We start from the raw sequence: 17,899 nt of genomic DNA, 5'->3' as shown, positions 1-17,899 counted from the left end.
TTCCCGCGGCTGTCAACCCTTTGACAAGCCGCTGACCCGCATGGAACGGTCCATTCATGAGACCACCGACGATCCGTGACGTGGCCGAACGGGCCGGCGTCTCCAAGTCGCTGGTCTCCCTCGTGCTGCGCGGCTCCGACCAGGTACGCCCCGAGAAGCGGGAGGCCGTGCTCCGCGCCGCCCGGGAACTCGGCTACCGGCCCAACGCCGCCGCCCGCAGCCTCAGCGAACAGCGCACCCGCACGGTCGGCGTGCTCCTGAACGACCTGCGCAACCCCTGGTTCGTCGACCTCCTCGACGGCCTGAACTCCCTGCTGCACGCGGGCGGTCTGCACATGCTGCTGGCCGACGCCCGCCTCAACCGCCGCACCGGCCAGGATCCGGCCGACCCGCTCCTCGATCTCGGCGTGGACGGCCTGGTCGTAGTCGGCACCCTGCCCGACCCGGCGGCTCTCGGCGCGGTCGCCGGGCGGATGCCCGTCGTGCTGGCGGGCACCCGCGAGCCGGTGCCGCCCGGGGTGGACCAGGTCGCGGGCGACGACGAGCAGGGCGCCCGGCTGGTCACCGAGCACCTCATCGCCCTCGGGCACCGGCGCATCGCGCACCTCGCCGGCTACGGAGCCGTCGGCGAACTGCGGCGCCGCAGCTTCGAGGCGACGATGCGGGCACACGGCCTGGCGGACCGGGCCGTCATCGAGACCGGCGACATGACCGAGGAGGGCGGCTACCGCGCGACCGTCCGCCTCCTCAGCCGGCCCGACCGCCCCACCGCCGTCTTCGCCGTCAACGACATCACCTGCGTCGGTGCCCTGTCGGCGGCGGAGGAACTGGGCCTGCGCGTCCCGCACGACGTGTCCGTGGTCGGCTACGACAACACGAGCATCTCCCGCCTGCGCCACCTGTGGCTCACCACCGTCGACAACGCCGGCCACGAAGTCGGCCGCCGGGCCGCCCGCTTCCTCCTCGACCGCTTCGAGAGGCCCGGGGGAGAGGGCCGACTGCATCTGGCGGCGCCGGCGCTGGAGATCCGGGGGACGACGGGGCCGCCGCCCTGACCGGATGTCCGTCGGCTGGGCGCGTCGGCCGAGCGGGCCGATGACTGAGCGGTCCGCCTTTTCGTTTTCCACTGTCGAATCGTCAATCAGTTGCCCGCCAACGAGGATGATTCCGGCGGGATTTCCCAAGTCGCCGGTCCTGAAACCCGGGACTAGACTTTTTCCGTCAGCCCAAATGCGCGTGCGGCAAGGCGGCTTGGAGGAGGCATCATGGATGCGCACCCTGCCGACCAGCAGAGGAACATGCCGGGCCCGGAGGCCGACAAGCCACTGAGAATGGTTCCGGGAGTGGGTGAACACGCCGATTCCGACGGTGTTCTGCGGGCGTACGCGGATCCCGGGGCGACTCTGAACCGCGCGTCCACGGCACGCAAGGCCATCGACCGCTTCATGAAGGCGCGGTCCGACGCCCTGCGGACCGACCGCATCGACCTGCGCGAGGTGGACTCCGCCGAGGGGGCGGCCACACTGCGCGTGCGCTACCAGCAGTTCCACCGAGATCTCCCGGTCGTGGGCGCCACCGTCCAGGCCGTGGCCGATGTGAAACAGGCCGCCGTCATCCAGGTCGACCACTCGGCTGAGGTCGACGTCTCGGACGCCCCCGACCCCGGCACGGCCCGCCCGCTCGACGACGTGCGAAAAAACGCCCTGGCGCCGTTCCAGAAGGATTTCGAATCCGCCGGCGTCATCAGGGACGAACTCGTGTATCTGCGGGACACGTCCCGACCCGCATTGCCTGAGAACGACTACCCCACCGCATCGACCGCCCTGCTGAAGAAGGGGCGGAAGCCCGACGGCGCCCTCCATCTCGTCCACGATCTGCTCGTCGAGACCACCGGCCCCTTCGAACATTTCCGTGTCGTCCTGGATGCCGTCTCCGGAAAGCTGCTCTGGCTCGCCCTCGTGGGAAAATACGTGACGGCCGACCTCAAGGTCTTCCTTCCCGACCCGGTCACCGAGTCCGACGACGGCACTCTGCACGGTCACTCCAGCGCCGCCACCCTCGACGCCTTCCGCCACGACGTGCAGGCCGAGGTCGCTCCGGCCGACGGGGGCGGATTCCAACTCGACGGGGACTGGTTCAGGTGCACCGACTGGGACCCCCCGTCCTTCCCCCAGCCCCAGGAGGCCTCGCCGGACTTCACCTACCGCTCCTACCCCGCCGACCGCGCCTTCCTCAGCGCCAACGCCTACTACTGGCTCGACTGCTTCGCGCGCTACCTGCGCAGCCTGGGCAACGCGACGCTCAACGCCCACATGGTCAAAGTCGAGGTCGACGCCCAGGCCTACAACGGCCAGGACCAGAGCGAGTGGCACGGCACCCTGACCCCACCGCGGATCCGCTTCGGCGAGGGCGGCGCACCCGACGCGGGCGACTTCGGGGTCATCGGCCACGAGTACACCCACGGCGTGTTCGACTGGCTCGACGCCCAGCACGGCGGATCCACCTCGTACGAGCACAGCGTCTGCGACGCGCTTCCCGCGACCTACCGCGACCGGTTCAACCCCGGCGGACACCGGCGCACGGAGACCTTCCCCTTCGACAACAACGCCACCGACCGGTGGAGCACCGAGCGCCGGCTCGACCTCACCGAACGATTCGACGACCCGGCGTTCAGCGACTTCGGATTCAACCTGCGCAACTCGATGCTCGGCACCGCGCTGTGGCGGTGCTACCTGGGCATGGGCGGCGACTCGCCCGACCCCGCCGCCCGGGTCGCTGCGGCCGACGCGATCAACCGGACGATGCTCGAGATGCTGCTCATCGTGCCGGACAGCGACTCCCCGGACGCCGCCCACGCCGTGAGCATGGCCAAGGGCTGCATCGCCGCCGACTCCACGCTCACCGGCGGCCTCTACAGCAAGGTGATGGACGAGGCCTTCGTGCATCAGGGACTGTGGGCTCCGCGGCCGGTGGACGTCTACATCGGCGACAACCCCGCCGACCTAGGCACCCTGCCGAGCGGCGACCAGTTCTGGACGTCGCCCGACATCTGGGTCCGCAACAACGGCCTCAGCACGGGCGACAACCCTGAGCTGGGCCACGAACCGCCCGTCAACGGCCGGCCCAACCACCTCTACGTGCGGGTGCACAACCGAGGGACCCGGGCGGCCGCGAGCGGAGCGTTCCAGGTGGAGGCCTTCCGGTGCGATCCGGGCACGGGGATGCTCTGGCCCACGCACTTCCAGTCGCTGGGCACTCTGGTGGTCGACCAGCCGATCCCGGCGGGCGGATCGGTTCGGGTGGGGCCGCTCGTGTGGACTCCGCAGATCGCCGACCAGGAATGCCTGGTCGCCGTCGTGCACGGGGCCCCCGACCCCGCCGTCACCGCCACCCTCAACGGACCGGTGCCGCTCGGCCGGCTGGTCCGGTTCGACAACAACGTGGGCCAGCGCAACGTGGCGCCACAGCTCGCCGCACCCGGCGGCAAGACGCACACGACGATCACGCTGCACGGCGGTCTCGCCCGAAGCAGCGGTTCCTGGCACCTGGACGCGACCGCCCTGCCGGACGACACACGGCTCTCCGTCCGCACACTGAGCCGCCTCACCGAGGACGCGGCGCTGACGGGGCTCACCGTGACCGAGCCGGGCCCGGTGCGCTCCACGCTGGAGATGTCCGGAGGCGGGAAAGCCGTCGTCGACGGGTTCACACTGGAGCCCGACGACCGGGTGGCGGCGGACCTCACGATCGACTTCTCCCACCACGCGGAACACCTCCAGTCGTATCCGTTCGTGGCCACCCAGTACCAGGACGGGCAGCTCGTGGGGCGGATGACGATCCAGATCACGGCCGTGCAGGAGCTGAAGGACTTCTTCTTCGGCAACCCGCACAGCCATGAACTGCACGTCTCCACCTGCCCGCACTGGTCCAGGCTCGGTGCCGGCAGCAAGGTGCCCTTCCGGCGCGCCGAGGACGCGCTCGTCCGGGGATACAACGGCTGCGCCTCCTGCCTGCCCGCGCTCAACACCGGCTGAGGACGGCCGAGATGAACCATGACGTACTCGCGGCCCTGCCGCTCGCGCCACCGCTCAAGGGGAACCCGCCCAGCCCGGCCGAACGCTTCGTACCGGCGGAACGCCGGGCGACGGGCAAGCGGGCGGACGAGACCGTCGCCGCGCTGGTCGGGGCGGTGTCGGCACCGGCGCTGCGCGACACCGTGGAGACACTGGCCGCCTTCCACACGCGGCACACCTTCTCCCCGCTCATCGGACCGGCGGCCGACGAGGTCGCGGACCGGCTGTCGGAGGCGGGGTACCCGGACGTGACCAGACGGACCTGGACCAACGCCGGTCACAGCGCGGACAACGTCATCTGCACCAAGCCAGGCACGGCGGCGGGCGTGCCCGACCTCGTGCTGTGTGCCCACTACGACTCCCGCACGGCGGATCTGGGCGACGTCATGGCACGCGCGCCGGGAGCGGACGACAACGCCAGCGGGGTGGCCGCGACCCTCGAGATCGCCCGTCTGCTCGCCCCGGTCGCACTGGCCCGCACGGTCCGGTTCGTGGCGTTCTCCGGCGAGGAACAGGGGCTGTGGGGGTCCACGGCGTACGCGGCGGCGCTGCACGCCGCGGGGACCGAACCCTGCCGGGTCGTGAACCTGGACATGGTGGGCAGACCCCCCGCGGACGGCGCCGTGACGGTGGAGCGCGACCTGGGGAACGCCGTGCCCGGCAACGACGCCGCCTCCCTGGCCTTGGGCGCGGTCATGGCGCAGGCGGCGGCGGACCTCACGACGCTGCCGGTGCACCTCGGGCCCATCTACGCCAGTGACTACATGCCGTTCGAAGCGCGGGGCGACGTGGCGATCGGCGCGTACGAAGGGGAGGGGAACCCGCACTACCACCAGTCCTCCGACGAGCCGGCCACGCTCGACTACGAGTATCTCGCCGACGTCACGAGGTTCACGCTGGCGACCGTACTCGCCGAAGCGCTCGACGCCACCGGCTAGGCGACCCACCGGCGTCGGCGGGCGCGCACTGGCTGGGGCGGATCATGTGCGTCTCAACCTGTATGCCCTGGTAGGGAGTTACCGTCGGCCTCGCGTATTGTTTGCGGCATATGCCCGGGGGCGGGAATCCCAGGGCATGGCGATCGCGCGGGCGAAGGGGGACCAGGACGTGGACGAGACGCGGCACCGGCGGTGTGCCGGAGGGGCCGTCACGGCACTCCTTGCCGTCGCGGCCTGTGCCGGTCACGCGACCACGGCGGACATCCCCTGGTGGGCCGTTCTCGCCGTGGCCGTCTCGACAGCGGGCCTCGTCGGCTGGACCGGGGCCCGGACCGGCCGCCGCCGGGGGCCGCGCGACGAGTTCCCGGAAACCGGCGAGCAGTTGTTCGGCACCCACCCCCACGGCGCCCCGCACTCCGAACACCTGTCATCCCGGGGACCGCGAGGCTGAGCCCGCCCTCCCCGTCCCACTCTCCCCATGGGGTAGGGTTGACCTGCGTGATCACGCGGTTCACCCGCGCGAGACGCATCGGGACGTGGCGCAGCTTGGTAGCGCACTTGACTGGGGGTCAAGGGGTCGCAGGTTCAAATCCTGTCGTCCCGACATGTGAGGCAGCAGGCCGGAGGCCGTGTCGGAGTTCGCCGATACGGCCTCCGGCCGTTTCGATCGACGGTGCCTCCGGCGCGCCGTTCCTCCGCGCCCACTCCTTCCGGTGCTCCGCCGCCAGGGCGAGGCCCAGGCGGCGGGCCTCGGCGGGGACCGGGAGACGGCACAGGGCGTCGAGGGTGTGCAGCATCGTCTCGGCGAAGCGCTGCCCGAGTGCCGTGAGCCGCCCGGAGGCCAGCAGGACCTCCGTGGCCTGCCGGGCGCCCGACCGCCAGCGGGCGAAGTGCGCCTCGGCCCGGGCGAGTTCGCCGGGATCCTGTTCCACGGCGCGGCGGCGGTTCCAGAAGTCCGCCACCCCCAGGTGCGCGTACGCCCCGTGGAACAGACCGACCAGCGGGCGCGGATCCGGGCGCCAGGGCGCGTAGTAGCGCTCCGTGCCCTCGGCCTCGAAGAGGTCGAACAGGTGCAGGACGGCGGCGAACTTGCTGTGCTGCAACTCGTGGGCGAGGGACAGGGCGAGGCCGCGACCGGTTCGCGGCCGGGACAACGCCATGGCCCCGAAGGCCTCCGCGCTGCTTCCGCTGAAGCCGCCCGAGCTCCCGAGGGGCACCAACGTCCTTGGTCCGGCGGCGAGTTCGGCATAGGTCTCAGGGTGGTGGGCCCGCAGCAGGCGGCACGCCTCCCGGGTCATGGCCTCCCACCAGCGCAGCTCGTCCGCCGTCAGACCCAGCGGCCGTTCCGGCACGCCGGGGAAGCGCAGCGGGTCGACATCGTCCAGGAACAGCGGCGCGCCCGTGTCCAGCAGTACGAGCCGGTGCGCGGCCCGCCATCGCCCCGCCGGCCCGTAGGGGGCCCGCGGCACCACGACCGGGCCGGGCGTCGAACACCGCCCCGCCACCCCGATCCGGGCCCGCCCGCCCGCGTCGATCTCCACCTCGGCCAGGTCACCGGGCCCTGCGCCCGGGCAGTCGGCACCGCCGAGCGAGGGCAGGAAGACCCGGTCCGTCGTCAGCGGCCAGCACATTCGCGCGGGCACGCCCGCGCGGACCGCGGCGGCCGCCGCGAGGGCGCTGAACCAGCGGATCGGCACCTCACCCGACCCCTCCACCCCGGGGCCCGTGCCCCCGGCCTCGACGGCACGGTCCAGGCGGGACAGCAGACCGGTCAGGGCGGTACCCGCCGACGGATGCCCGAGCACCGCCGACACCGCCCGGGGCTCGGCCCGGTGGGCCGCCGAGAGGAGCTCCCACGCCTGCCCGGCCGCGTCCGCCACACCGCCGCCGACGGCACGCGCGGCCTCCGTGACCGCGTGCGCGCACGCCAGGCGGCGGCTGTACTCCGCGCGGGCCAGCAGGTCCAGGGCCTCGGCCCCGCCCCCGCCCGCCGCGAGCGCGGTGAAGAGCCTGCCGGGCACACGGAGCGGCACCGGCGTCCCCGCCCGCCTCATGCGGCTTCCGCCGGCACGCCGCGCAGCCGGTCCAGGTCTCCCGCCAGCCGCTCCCTGACCCGCAGGATGAGCGCGGACAGATCGGCGCAGTAGACGCTGGGGTTGGCGAACCCGGTGGCCGGCCGGTAGCGGTGGGCGTAGTGCCCGCCGCCGCACACCTGCCGCAGCCGGCAGTCACGGCACTGCGCGGACAGGCCGTCGGCACCCCACTGGCGGGCCGCGACGCCCGGATGGCGCAGCAGCGCGTCGAAGGTGTCGTCCCGGACGTGGAGGCCGGTCCGCGAGGCTCCGTGGTAGGCGGTGCGCAGGGTGTCGTCCTGGGCGAGCGAGCCGTCCGTCTCCACCACGGCGTACCGCACCGGGGCCAGGCCCAGCGCCTCGGTCCGGGGAGTACCGCCCAGCAGCAGCGTCATCATGTCGTCGAGCAGCCGCACCCGGGTCTCCCGTCGCCGGGCCCCGTACCACCGCTCGAACACCAGCCACAGCCAGTCCGCGTACGGCGTGCCCGGCCGGCCGGGGGCCAGGCCCGGCGGGGGAGTGCGCCAGTTGCCCTGCGGCAGCAGGAAGTCCACCGCGGGCGGCCGGTACGTCAGCAGATGCTCGTAGCAGCGCACCGGATCGTTGCGGAGGTCGATGGTGCACAACAGGCCCGCGAACAGCTCGCGATGGGGTCCTTCGGCCAGTCGCCGCAGGGCCGCGGTGACGCGGGCGTGGCTGCCGCGGCCGTCGGCGCCGCGACGGTGCCGGTCGTGTGCCGCGCGGTCGCCGTCCAGGCTGACCGACACGCGGATGCCGTGCGTGGCGCACAGGTCGAGCCAGCGCTCGGTCAGCCGTACCCCGTTGGTCTGCAGGCTGAGGTGCAGCCGCACGTCCGGGCCGACCGCGGCACGCAGGACCGAGACCGTCCGGCCCACGGCGGCCTCCCCGGCGAGCAGCGGCTCGCCCCCGTGCAGGACCACCCCGGCCTCGCGGACGCCGTGCGCCGCCAGGTGCTCGGCGATGCGCCCGGCCGTGCGGTCGAGCGTGTCGGGTGTCATGGTGCGCGGCTGCCCGCGCCAACTCATGTCGTGCGAGCGGTACATGTAGCAGTACTGGCAGGCCAGGTCGCAGCGGCTGTGCACCTTGAGCACGAAGGAGTGGAACGGTACGGGCACCCAACCGGCCGCTTCCCTCGCCGCGACATCCGCCGCGACCGGCCACGGCGGCTCCGCGGGGCGCAGTCGATCCATACGTACCCCCCGGTTCGCATGCCGACCCGGCCCGGTGCCCGCCCGGCCCGCGCCATTGGGCCCAGTATTCGGTGCCGTTGACAGAGCGTCAATAACGCGATTCCGTCGCCCGGGCCGTCACCGCCCGAAACTAGCCGTTTTCATCAGGGGCGCCGTGGGGACGTCAACACTGGACACCGAGTCCCCGGACACGGACGCGCAGGGGTGCTGGGCCGCCGCGGCGCGTCGTCCGTCGGGCACCGCGGAGGATGGGGCATGGCAGAGCTCGAGGAAGCGGGTGCCGAGCGGGACGAGGTCACCCTGGAGTCCGTCGTACTGGACCTCACCGACGTGCCGCTGGACGATGTCGCCGCACTGCCGCCCTCGGTGCTCGGGGAGACCCTGCGCCGGCTGCGGACGGGGCGCACCGCGGGCGACCCCTTCGTCACCGGCCATGACGAGAGCCAGTGACCGGTCCTGCGGCCGACGCCACCCTCGTGCGAAACCGCCTGATCAGGGGCAACCCGCCCTATACTGACCCTCTCTGCCTGTCGTGCCCCACCGTCCAGCACCTGCCGTCCGAAGCGGAGTGGCCATGCCCGACACCCACGCAGCCGACCGCCCCGGACGGTTCGCTCTGTTCTGCTCCACCGCGGAGAACCTCGGGGTCAGCACGACGGTGCGCAACGTCGCGGATCTGCTGGCCGCGAGCAACCGCAGTGTCCTGATCGTGGACGGCCGCGCCTCCGGGACGCCGGTACCCGAGCGCCCCACCCGCACCTCGGCGAACACGGCCTCGTCCGAGTCCGCCGGCGTCCGGGACCCGGACGCGTCCGTGCCCGAGCCGGTGTCCGGCCGGATCTTCTCCGTGGCGCGGCGGGACGCGGCCGGGCTCCTCGCCCTCGCCTCGGACACCGTCGTACTCCGCTACGACCACGTCCTCGTCGAAGCCCCGCTGCCCGACGCGCCCGGCGCGCCGCCGGAGGGCAGGCTCGGCTCCCTGGCCGACTCGCTGGTGCTCTGCTTCGCGATGACCGCCTGGTCCATCGACGGTGCCGCCGCCCTGGCCGAGCAGCTGAGCGGGGGCCGTTCCGACCGGCCCGTGCGGCTGCTGGCCCTCGGCCTGAAGAGCAACGTCGAGTCCCACGACCGGCTGCGCGGGGCGCGTGAACGGGTGCGCCGCAAGTTCGGCCCCCTGGCCCGGACCGGCCGCACCTCCGAGGTCGCCTTCCTGGAGATCCCCTACAACCCCCTCTACCTGGACACCCGGCAACTCGCCGTGGAGAGCGAGCCCGAAGGGTCCGTCACGGGGCTGCGCCCCTACTACGAGCGGCTCGCCGACTGGCTCCGCAACCGGCGGCCGGTGCCGCTCGGCCGGGTCACCATCGTCCACTCCCAGCGCCACGCCCCCTGGGCCGCCTGGCTGGAGGACCAGTTCCGGCGCGGCGGCATCCGAACCGAACTACGCGCCCAGGACGCCTACTCCGGCGACCGGCCGGCGCCCGGCACGGCTCTGCTGTTCCTCTCCCCGGCGGACATGGACCACGGTGCGCTCGCCCAACTCGCCGCGCTGTCCCACCCCGACGTCCGGATCGTCCTCGCCGACGAGCCCTTCCCGGACCCCGGCGCCGCTCACCACGAACGCATCGACCTGCGCGGCACCGACGAGGACGAGGCCGCGCGGCGGCTGTACTCCGGACTCGGCCTGGGCGCCCCGCCCCCGGCGGACAGCACCCCCGGCGCCCGCTTCCCTCGGCTGCCCGCCGTGACCAACGTGGCCCCCCGCTACAGCGGCTTCGTCGGCCGGGACGAGGTCCTCGGCAGTCTCCTGGAGGAACTGCACACGGCGGGCCGGGACCGCACCCCACTGGTCGTGCACGCCGCGAGCGGCTGGGGCAAGAGCGAGACCGTCCGCGAGCTGTGCCACCGCTTCGGCTCCGCCTACGACGTGGTGTGGTGGGTGCGGTCCTGGGAGATCCCGCGCGCCCGCCGCGGCCTGAACCGGCTCGCCGGCCGGCTGGACCTCACCACGACGGGCGACGGCGCCTCCCCGGCCCTCTTCGAGCACCTCTCCCGCACCGACACGCAGAGCTGGCTGCTCGTCTACGACGGTGCCGACACCCCTGACGACCTGCGGGAGTTGCTGCCCACGCCGCACGCGCGCGGGCACGTACTGATCACCAGCCGCACCGCCCCGGCCACGCCCGGCATGGCGGCCTTCGCCCTGCCGCCCATGGCGCCGGCCGAGTGCCGGGCCGTCCTCGGGGAACGGCTCCCGGAGATCGACGAGGAACAGGCGCAGCGGGTCGGGCAGGTCCTGGGTTTCGTCCCGCTCGCCGTGCGCATCGCCGCCCTCTGCCTCGCCGAGCGCGCAGCGGCCCACCGGCGCGACGACGGCATGGGCGACCCGGCCGCGGCCCGGGCCGCCGTCCAGCACCTCCTCGCCGACTACCGCACCGCCCAGGAGGCCCAGCTCGAACGCACGGACGCGGCCCCGCCCGTGACGGTCATGGTGCAGGTGGCCCGCCAGACCGCGCTGCACACGCCGGGCGCCGCCGCCTGGCGCGCCGAGAGCCGCACGAGCGACGCCCTCGGCTGGCTGCTGAACGCGGCCTCCCTGCTCACCGGCCGCGGCATGGGACTCGAACTCCTGCGCTCGCGGCGGATCCTCTCCGAACTCGCCCGCGACGACACCACCGCCCGGCACCCCGACGGCACGCCGGCGCACGACTCCCCGGCCGACCTGCGGCTGCCCGACGAGCACATGGTGAGCGTCGCCCTGTGGTCCCTGTCCCGGGTCGGGCTCCTGGAGGTCGACTTCGACCGGTCCGACCAGCCCCTCGGACAGCACCACGCGGTACGGGACGCCGTCCGCGCCGGCATGGAACCGGCCGAGCGCGCCCACATCGAGGGGGTGCTGCGCGGCACCCTCGCCGAGTTCACCCCGGACGAGAACCGCGGCCTGTCCGCCGACTGGGCGCGCGAGGTGTACTCGCTGCGTCTGTGGGAGGACGACCGGCCGGCCGTCCGGCGCTCCCTGCTGCGCCACCTCAACGCCCTGAGCCAGCGCGGCGAGACCGCCGACCTGGCCCGCCTGCTCGACATCTCCGACCGCGCCCGGACGGCCTGGTGCCCCGAGGGCGACGACCCGTCACCCGAGTACCTGCGCCTGCTCAACCTCACCGCACGCGCCCACCGTCTCGACGGGGCCTACGAACAGGCGCGGCAGCTGTCCGAGCAGGCCCTGCGCGGCCACCGCAGACTGCTGGGCCCACTGCACCCCAGAACGCTGCTGTCCGCCGACTCCTACGGCGCCGTCCTGCGCTCCCTCGGCAGGTTCTCCGACGCGCTGTTCCAGGCCCGCCCGGTGCTGGAGGGCCTGACGCTGCTGCTCGGCCCGCAGCACCCCGCGACCGTGCAGGCCGAGCACAACCTCGCGTTCACCGAGGCCCTGAGCGGACGGGCCCCCGACGCACTGGCCCGGCTCCTCGCCCGGTTCCGCTACCGCCAGGCCGTCGGCGGCGAGGACGACCCGGCCGTCTGGCGCTTCGCCGACCTGCTCGCCTGGGTCTACCGCACGCTGGGCCGCGACGCCGAGTCCCAGGACCTGCTGCGGCAGTGGCTGCACCGGCACGGCGACGCCGGGACCGGCACCCGGCTCCGCATCGAACTCGGCCTCGCCGTCAGCGAACGACGCATCACCTACAACTCCGCCCGCTCCCACGAGACGGTCTACGGCTACGAGAAGGCCCTGGAACGCGACCGGCGGCTGCTCGCCGAGTACACCAGCCGGTTCGGCGCCGACCACCTCGACACCGTGCGCTGCCGCTTCAGCCTGGCCGCCGATCTGCACGCCCTCGGCAAGCACGACGAGGCCGGACACGAGGCCCGCCGGTGCGGCCGCGTCCTGGAGAACACGCTCGGCCCGTGGCATCCCTACGCCGGACTGGCCGGGGTCCGGCTCGGGGTGTACCTGAGGGCCACCGGAGCCGTCGAGGAGGCCGAGGCCGTCGGCAGGGCCGCGCTGAACCTGCTGGAGGACCGGCTCGGCGACAGCCACGCCTGGGTGTCCGCCGCGGAGAACTCCCTCGCGGCCACGCTCGCCGCGTCCGGGCGGGTCGAGGAGGCGGCCGGACTCGCCGAGCGCGCCCTGCGTCGTTTGCGGGACCTGGACATGGGGCATCGCCCCGACGGGCGACGAGTGGGTGCGCACCACGCCCGGCTCGCTTCCCGGACCACCACCGCACCGGCCAGGGACTTCGACATCGATCTGGAACTGCCCGGGATCTAGGCCCCGCGCCGGGCCCGGCACCGTCGCCCGGACACCCGGGCAATCCCCGACGGAAAGGTGAGCGTACGTGGCAGCAGCCCCGCACCCGGAGACCGAACTCTTCACGGAGCCCCACTGGTCCCCGGAGGGCCACGGACGAATAACCGAGCTGTGCCAAGGGGCCTTCGTCGACGTCCACGCGCTCAGGTCCGTGTCCCACTACAGCAACGGCATCATCGACTTCGTCGTCCGCCGGAGCGACTGCCCGCCGCTGAGCAGCCTGGTCACCGTGGGCGGCGAGGACCTCGCGAACGAGGCCCTGCCCGGCAGCCGGCTCCTGCTGTGCACCCAGGACCTGGGCGCGCTGATGCGGCCGCTGGGCACGGGCGAGCTGATGCGTGTGGTGCTCGCCAACGCGCACGGCGGCCTGTGGGGCGGCCGGGTCAAGGCGGGGGAGTACCTGTCCGCGCTCACCGACACGCCCGGCGGGGTGCCCGCCATGGACGCGGCCATGAACCGCCTCGTCTCCACCATCCGCACCCAGGTGCACCACCTGCCCGACGAGTTGCCCGGCGGCCTGACGGACCTGGCCGAGCCGCTGCCGGAGCACAAGGGGAGACTGCGCATCGACTTCGGGACGGCGGCCGAGCGCGACAGCCCGTCCGAGATGCGGTTGCGGGCCGTGTGGGGCGCCCACGTCAACACCCTCGACCTGCAGTACGCCGCGTTCTACCGGGACTGGAAACTCGTCTGCGCGGGCGACGTCTTCGAGAGCCCCGAACTCGGCCCGCGCTTCCTCGACGTCAGTGTGCGCTCACGCCGTACCGCCTACCGGGACCTCGCCCAGAGTCTGCGCGGCCATCTGGCCCGGCTGACCGACGCGCTGCGGCTGGTGGTGCGGCCGCCCGCCGACCGCCTGGTCCTGGACGTGCAGGAGGGCGCCGTGTACGTGCTCTGGCTGTCGCCGCGGGACTACGTCCTCGGGGTGACGCTGGACCAGCGGCAGGTCGACCACGCGGAGGGCCGGCTGCGTCAACTGGTGGACGCGCTGGGCGCGATCACTGCGCCCGGACCGCGCTGACCAGCCCGCTCCACACCTCGTCGGCGAGCCCCTCCACCGCCCGCGTCGCGGTCGGCCGGTGCGCGGGGCCGCCGCCGAGGGACTGCACGGGCAGCACCTCCACCGCCGTCTCGTACTCGCGGCAGATCCGGCGCAGCCTTGCCCACTGCTCCTCGGCGGGCGCAGCGGACGAGGCGGCACGGAACCAGGCGTCGGCGCCCGCGCGGAACCGCTCCGTCAGCTGCCGCACCAGGGTGGCGCAGCCCAGGGCCGTCAGATCGGCCCGTCCGGTCCGCACGGGCGGGCCATCGCCCTCGCCGAAGCCGCCGGCCAGCCGTCCCACAGCCGTGTCGAGGAGGGCGAACACTTCCTCGAACCGCCCCTCCACGGGCTCCGGCAGCGCCGACCGCGCCGGTCCGGGCGCCGTCACCACCAGATCGCGCCGGGCCAGATCGCTCACCGTCCGGCGCAACTGCCCCAGCTGGGAGCCGTGCTCGCCGAGCGCACTGCGCAACTCGCTGGTCAGCTCCGCCAGATCGGCCTCCTGACGCAGCTCCGTGAGGCGGGTCCGCAGCCGGTCCAGGGCCTGGTTCACGGCCGCCGGGAAGTCGCCCGGACGGTACACCAGGGGCTGCGAGCCGAGCGAACGCGCCAGCCGGTCCCGCATGGTCCGCGACACGAGACCGTTGACCACCAGCAGCACCTCGGCCCGCGCCGGATGCAACACGCCCCGCAGCGCCCGGACCCGCGCGGTGACGCGCTCCTCGTCGTCCGCGACGAGCACCGACGCGGTGACCACGATCGCGATGTAGGCGTTGGGGACGGGCTCCAGCCAGTACGCCACCAGCGGCCCGTCGTCGGACGCGGCCCGCGCCGGGACCGGGTCGGACGACGCGATGCGCCACTGTCCGAGGGCCAGCGCGTCGTGGATCGTGGAGAGCACCTGGTCCTCGGACACGTTGTCGTGCAGACCGCGTACGGCCTTGAGCACGGTCGCGGCGGTCACCTCCCGGACCGCGCCCCGCCGGTCCTCGCTCAACTGCCAGGCGTGATGACAGGTCTTGAGGATCTCCCGGGGCACCCCGCCGGTGAGCTCCTGGAGGATAGCGACCGACTCGGCGTCGAAGGGCACGGGTCCGCGCCCGGCCCCGTCCCCGTCCCGGCCCGGACGGGCACCCGATCCCACGTACTCGGCGACGAGCTCGCCGGTGAGCTCCGTGGTGAAGCGGGTCGGCCACAGCTGCACGACGCGCTCGTGCAGACTCGGGCGGAACGCGTTGAGCCCGCGCGGCGAGGTGCAGAACACCAGCAGACCGCCCCGGCTCACATACACGTTGACCAGCCGCTCGAAAGCGTCGACGAACGTACGCCGGGACTCCTCCGGCCAGTCCAGGACCTTCTCCAGAGAGTCGATCAGCAGGACGTACGGTTTGCCGACCCGGCCGTGCAGGAAGCCCTGGACGGCCAGCGCGTCGAAGACCGGGTCGATGCCCGTCACGGCGTCCTTGATGCCGCGTTCCCTCAGCTGCTGGGCGGGCTGGTCACCGGTCAGCCACGCCCACACCATCGAGGTGAACCGGGGGTCCTGGAGCAGGGCGAGCGCGGTGGCGAACCGGCGGTGCTCCGTCACCTCGCCGAGCGTGACCCGCAGATCGGCGTGCATCACCTCGGGGTCGTAGCGCAGGGCGGAGACCACCTTGTCCGGGTCGAGGACACGGTCGCGCAGTCCGCTGGCGATGTCGTCGAGGGCGATGTCGTCCAGCGGGACGTCGTCCGGCCGGCCCGGCTGCGGGTCCGCGCTCTGCTCACCGACCCGGACCGCCGTCACGTAGGCGTAGTAGTCCCGCACCAGTTCCTCGAACGCGGCGCGCCCCTCCGGGGTGTCGGCGGGGCCGCGCAACCGGTCGCGGTACATCCGGCCGAAGTCCTGCACCGGCTCGTCGACGATCCACATGGCCGGGCCGTCCGGACGGGTCAGGCCGTTGCAGACCTCGCGCGCGGCATGGCTCTTGCCCAGACCGAACTCACCCACCACGGCGATGGCCCGGCCGCGCCGGCCACCCCGGGGCCGGTCCCGGAGGTAGTCGCGCACCAGGCCCTGGAGTTCCCCGAGGATCTGGGTGGGGACATGGGCGTTGCCCGAGTCCGCGGCCTCGACCGGGGCCTCACCGAGGTCCGCCGACGGGCCGAGCCGCACGACCGGAACCAGGGGGAAGGGGTTGCTGTACCAGGTGTCTGCACTGTTTGCGGCCACGATGGCACTCCTTGCGGGTCCTGAGAGGCGCGGTCGGGGTGGCGTGGCGGGCGTCAGCCGCCGGGGCGGGGCCGGATCGGAGCACGGAGCAGGGCGTCGCGGTTCGCCCGCCGCCGCTCCCAGTGGGGTCTGAGCGCGTCGGCGTCGATCGGCCAAGGGTGCGGGGAGTGGGCGAGCGCGGCCGCCGCCGAGTGGAACACCTTCCGCAGTTCGCGCACGTCGGAGGGTTTCCATTCGTCGTGGGCCGCCATCAGCGAGCTCCTGTCCGGCTCGACCAGGACGTGCGCCCCGCCGCCCGCCGCCCGGGCGCTGTGGCTGAACCGCCAGATGTCCTCCGAGTTCAGCTCGCGCAGCGCGAGATGGGTGACCGCCGCCGATCCGCTGAGCGCGGTGGCCACTTCCCTCGCCGTCTCCGCCGCGCCGTGGCTCACTTCGACGAACAGTACGATCCTGGTGTGCGCATGGCTCAGACAGGTGCGCAGAAACGCCGCCCTGAGGTGAGCGTCGTTCCACCGGATGTGCGGGATCACCGCGAAGAGCAGCGCGTTGCGCTGCACCAGCAGATCGCTCATCTCACCGTAGGCCTGGTACGGATCCTCTTCCGCGACGATCGCCTGTACCCGGGACTCCGGGAACTCGTGGAGCAGGAGTTTCTTCGCTATCTCGCGGCGTATGCGGGCGTTGATCAGCCGGGTCGGCGCGAACGAGCCGTCCGGGTCGACGCTGATCCGGCGGCCGTCGTTCTCCAGCCCGGCGGTGGGCACGAACACCGGGAGCGGGTTGCCCGCCGCGGACGCCGCCGCTGCCACCCGCTGCTTCACCTCGTAGATGCAGCGGTGGATGAGCGTCGTCTTGCCCATGCCGGGTGGTCCGCTGACGATCACCACCCGGCCGTGCCCCACGCTGGCGTCGAGGAGTTCGCCGAGCTCGGGCCAGTCCCTGCCGAACCGGTCCAGTTCCTCCCGGGAGTGGTCCACGTCGACCCACTGGTGCGCGTGGTCGGGCTGCTTCCACGGCACCAGGGGGTGGTCGGCGCTGAGCGTGGCCGCGCCGTTCGCGCCGTACTCACCGCCGTCACCGTGGTTCGCGCCGTTCGAGCCGTACGGCTTGCGCACTCCGTAGGGGTTCGCCCAGTCGGAGTCGGTCATTCGCGTTGTCCTCCGGCGCTCGTGGAACGGCCGCTGCCGCGCAGCCCGCGCACCCACCAGACGGGTGCCGGTCTCCGCAGGTCCGCCACGTCCCGTGTGTGCCGGTCCAGCATGGTGCGCACGCCGTCCGCCTCGCTCTTTCTCTCGTGCGGTTGCAAGAGGTGCCCGTTCCTGCTGCGCGGCAGTCCGTCCGACAGGGGGAGGGAGTCCGCGATCCGCCGCGCCGCCTCGCGGCGCGGGGCGGGACCGGGCACCTGGGCGAGGAGGCCGGAAAGCGCCTCCCGGGCCCGCAGCACCTCGCCGTGGCCCGTCTCGGGATCCTGTTCGTACGCCGCCAGATACAGCCATGCGATCCTCCGGAATTCCCGCACGGCCGCCGCCAGTTGCCGACCGCGCGTGCGCCGCTCCGCCGAGATCCGTTCCGTCATCTGCCCGACCAGGGTGAGCGCCGCACCGGTCACCAGCAGGTACGCCCCGTCGAGGAACCCGCCGAGACCACCGGAACCGCCCTGGTCCGCGGACGCCCCCGGCGGGTCGCCCGCGGCCGCCATCAGCGCGTCGCACGCCCGCTCGAAGTCGCCCCGGTGCCGTTCGGCCCACTCGTCCAGCGACAGCACACCGCCGCCCCGTCCGGGAACCTCGACGGCGCCCACTCCGCCGGCCGCCCCCGCGGGACGCCGCACCACACCGATCCGCAGTGCCGCGTCCCTGAGGTCGCGCCGGTGCTCGTCGGCCAGGCAGTACACCAGACGGACATCGCTCTTTCCGCTGTCCGCGGCGGCTCGTCCGGCGGTGGCGGACAGCAGGAGCAGCGCGAGGACAGGGACACCGAACAAAGGGACACCGAACAAAGGGAAAACGAACACAGGGACACCGAACACGGCACGCCTACGG

12 protein-coding genes and 1 tRNA gene are annotated in these 17,899 nt (G+C 73.2%); 8 read left to right on the top strand and 5 right to left on the bottom strand.

From position 1 onward, the window contains the following. Positions 1 to 56 precede the first annotated feature (56 nt). The 5 genes from ABZ016_RS07670 to ABZ016_RS07650 all read left to right on the top strand — a co-directional run bounded on the left by ABZ016_RS07670 (position 57) and on the right by ABZ016_RS07650 (position 5,615). Positions 57 to 1,055: a LacI family DNA-binding transcriptional regulator gene (locus ABZ016_RS07670; RefSeq protein WP_356915624.1), complete on the top strand. Its 999-nt coding sequence runs from the start codon at positions 57 to 59 to the stop codon at positions 1,053 to 1,055. 210 nt (positions 1,056 to 1,265) lie between these two features. After that, positions 1,266 to 4,034: a hypothetical protein gene (locus tag ABZ016_RS07665; protein WP_356915623.1), complete on the top strand. Its 2,769-nt coding sequence runs from the start codon at positions 1,266 to 1,268 to the stop codon at positions 4,032 to 4,034. Between the two features lie 11 nt (positions 4,035 to 4,045). Next, a complete protein-coding gene (locus tag ABZ016_RS07660) occupies positions 4,046 to 5,011 on the top strand; it encodes a M20/M25/M40 family metallo-hydrolase (RefSeq protein ID WP_356915622.1) in 966 nt (321 codons plus the stop codon). 136 nt (positions 5,012 to 5,147) lie between these two features. Then, on the top strand, positions 5,148 to 5,462 hold the full coding sequence (locus ABZ016_RS07655; RefSeq protein ID WP_356915621.1) for a hypothetical protein: 315 nt from the start codon (positions 5,148 to 5,150) through the stop codon (positions 5,460 to 5,462). 79 nt (positions 5,463 to 5,541) lie between these two features. Beyond that, positions 5,542 to 5,615: transfer RNA gene (locus ABZ016_RS07650), tRNA-Pro, on the top strand. On the opposite strand, the gene ABZ016_RS07645 is transcribed toward ABZ016_RS07650, so the two are convergent. Together ABZ016_RS07645 and ABZ016_RS07640 are read right to left on the bottom strand one after the other, a co-directional pair. Further along, positions 5,581 to 7,044 carry an HEXXH motif-containing putative peptide modification protein gene (locus tag ABZ016_RS07645; RefSeq protein ID WP_356915620.1) on the bottom strand — a complete coding sequence of 488 codons (1,464 nt, stop codon included), beginning with the start codon at positions 7,042 to 7,044 and terminating at the stop codon, positions 5,581 to 5,583. The genes ABZ016_RS07650 and ABZ016_RS07645 overlap by 35 nt on opposite strands. A gap of 17 nt (positions 7,045 to 7,061) precedes the next feature. Then, on the bottom strand, positions 7,062 to 8,294 hold the full coding sequence (locus ABZ016_RS07640) for an FxsB family cyclophane-forming radical SAM/SPASM peptide maturase (RefSeq protein ID WP_356915619.1): 1,233 nt from the start codon (positions 8,292 to 8,294) through the stop codon (positions 7,062 to 7,064). Positions 8,295 to 8,549: 255 nt separating this feature from the next. On the opposite strand from ABZ016_RS07640, the gene fxsA reads away from it, so the two are divergent. The 3 genes from fxsA to ABZ016_RS07625 all read left to right on the top strand — a co-directional run bounded on the left by fxsA (position 8,550) and on the right by ABZ016_RS07625 (position 13,624). Then, positions 8,550 to 8,744 (top strand): FxSxx-COOH cyclophane-containing RiPP peptide, encoded by a 195-nt coding sequence (gene fxsA, locus ABZ016_RS07635; protein ID WP_356915618.1) that lies wholly within the window; start codon positions 8,550 to 8,552, stop codon positions 8,742 to 8,744. A gap of 124 nt (positions 8,745 to 8,868) precedes the next feature. Further along, positions 8,869 to 12,564: an FxSxx-COOH system tetratricopeptide repeat protein gene (gene fxsT, locus ABZ016_RS07630; protein WP_356915617.1), complete on the top strand. Its 3,696-nt coding sequence runs from the start codon at positions 8,869 to 8,871 to the stop codon at positions 12,562 to 12,564. Positions 12,565 to 12,754: 190 nt separating this feature from the next. After that, positions 12,755 to 13,624 carry a hypothetical protein gene (locus ABZ016_RS07625; protein WP_356915616.1) on the top strand — a complete coding sequence of 290 codons (870 nt, stop codon included), beginning with the start codon at positions 12,755 to 12,757 and terminating at the stop codon, positions 13,622 to 13,624. Here the strand turns inward: ABZ016_RS07625 and ABZ016_RS07620 are convergent. The 3 genes from ABZ016_RS07620 to ABZ016_RS07610 are packed head-to-tail and all read right to left on the bottom strand — an operon-like array spanning position 13,602 to position 17,841. Then, entirely contained in the window at positions 13,602 to 15,857 is a 2,256-nt protein-coding gene (locus ABZ016_RS07620) for a hypothetical protein (protein ID WP_356915615.1), read from the bottom strand. The two genes, ABZ016_RS07625 and ABZ016_RS07620, sit on opposite strands and share 23 nt — an antisense overlap. 53 nt (positions 15,858 to 15,910) lie before the next feature. Next, positions 15,911 to 17,005: an ATP-binding protein gene (locus tag ABZ016_RS07615; RefSeq protein ID WP_356915614.1), complete on the bottom strand. Its 1,095-nt coding sequence runs from the start codon at positions 17,003 to 17,005 to the stop codon at positions 15,911 to 15,913. Further along, positions 17,002 to 17,841 (bottom strand): hypothetical protein, encoded by an 840-nt coding sequence (locus tag ABZ016_RS07610; RefSeq protein WP_356915613.1) that lies wholly within the window; start codon positions 17,839 to 17,841, stop codon positions 17,002 to 17,004. The genes ABZ016_RS07615 and ABZ016_RS07610 overlap by 4 nt, the downstream gene beginning before the upstream one ends. Positions 17,842 to 17,899 lie beyond the last annotated feature (58 nt).

The sequence above is a fragment of the Streptomyces sp. NPDC006372 genome (assembly GCF_040612515.1).
Lineage (GTDB): Bacteria > Actinomycetota > Actinomycetes > Streptomycetales > Streptomycetaceae > Streptomyces.
The sequence above is the reverse complement of the archived record's forward strand: the minus strand, read 5'-3'. Positions and strand labels throughout refer to the sequence as shown.

What these genes read in the sequence shown, in the direction of transcription:
- ABZ016_RS07660 (WP_356915622.1), top strand. Translation starts at nt 4,046, where the DNA reads ATGAACCATGACGTACTCGCGGCCCTGCCGCTCGCGCCACCGCTCAAG.
- ABZ016_RS07615 (WP_356915614.1), bottom strand. Translation starts at nt 17,005, where the DNA reads ATGACCGACTCCGACTGGGCGAACCCCTACGGAGTGCGCAAGCCGTAC.
- fxsA (WP_356915618.1), top strand. Translation starts at nt 8,550, where the DNA reads ATGGCAGAGCTCGAGGAAGCGGGTGCCGAGCGGGACGAGGTCACCCTG.
- ABZ016_RS07670 (WP_356915624.1), top strand. Translation starts at nt 57, where the DNA reads ATGAGACCACCGACGATCCGTGACGTGGCCGAACGGGCCGGCGTCTCC.
- ABZ016_RS07655 (WP_356915621.1), top strand. Translation starts at nt 5,148, where the DNA reads ATGGCGATCGCGCGGGCGAAGGGGGACCAGGACGTGGACGAGACGCGG.
- ABZ016_RS07665 (WP_356915623.1), top strand. Translation starts at nt 1,266, where the DNA reads ATGGATGCGCACCCTGCCGACCAGCAGAGGAACATGCCGGGCCCGGAG.
- fxsT (WP_356915617.1), top strand. Translation starts at nt 8,869, where the DNA reads ATGCCCGACACCCACGCAGCCGACCGCCCCGGACGGTTCGCTCTGTTC.
- ABZ016_RS07640 (WP_356915619.1), bottom strand. Translation starts at nt 8,294, where the DNA reads ATGGATCGACTGCGCCCCGCGGAGCCGCCGTGGCCGGTCGCGGCGGAT.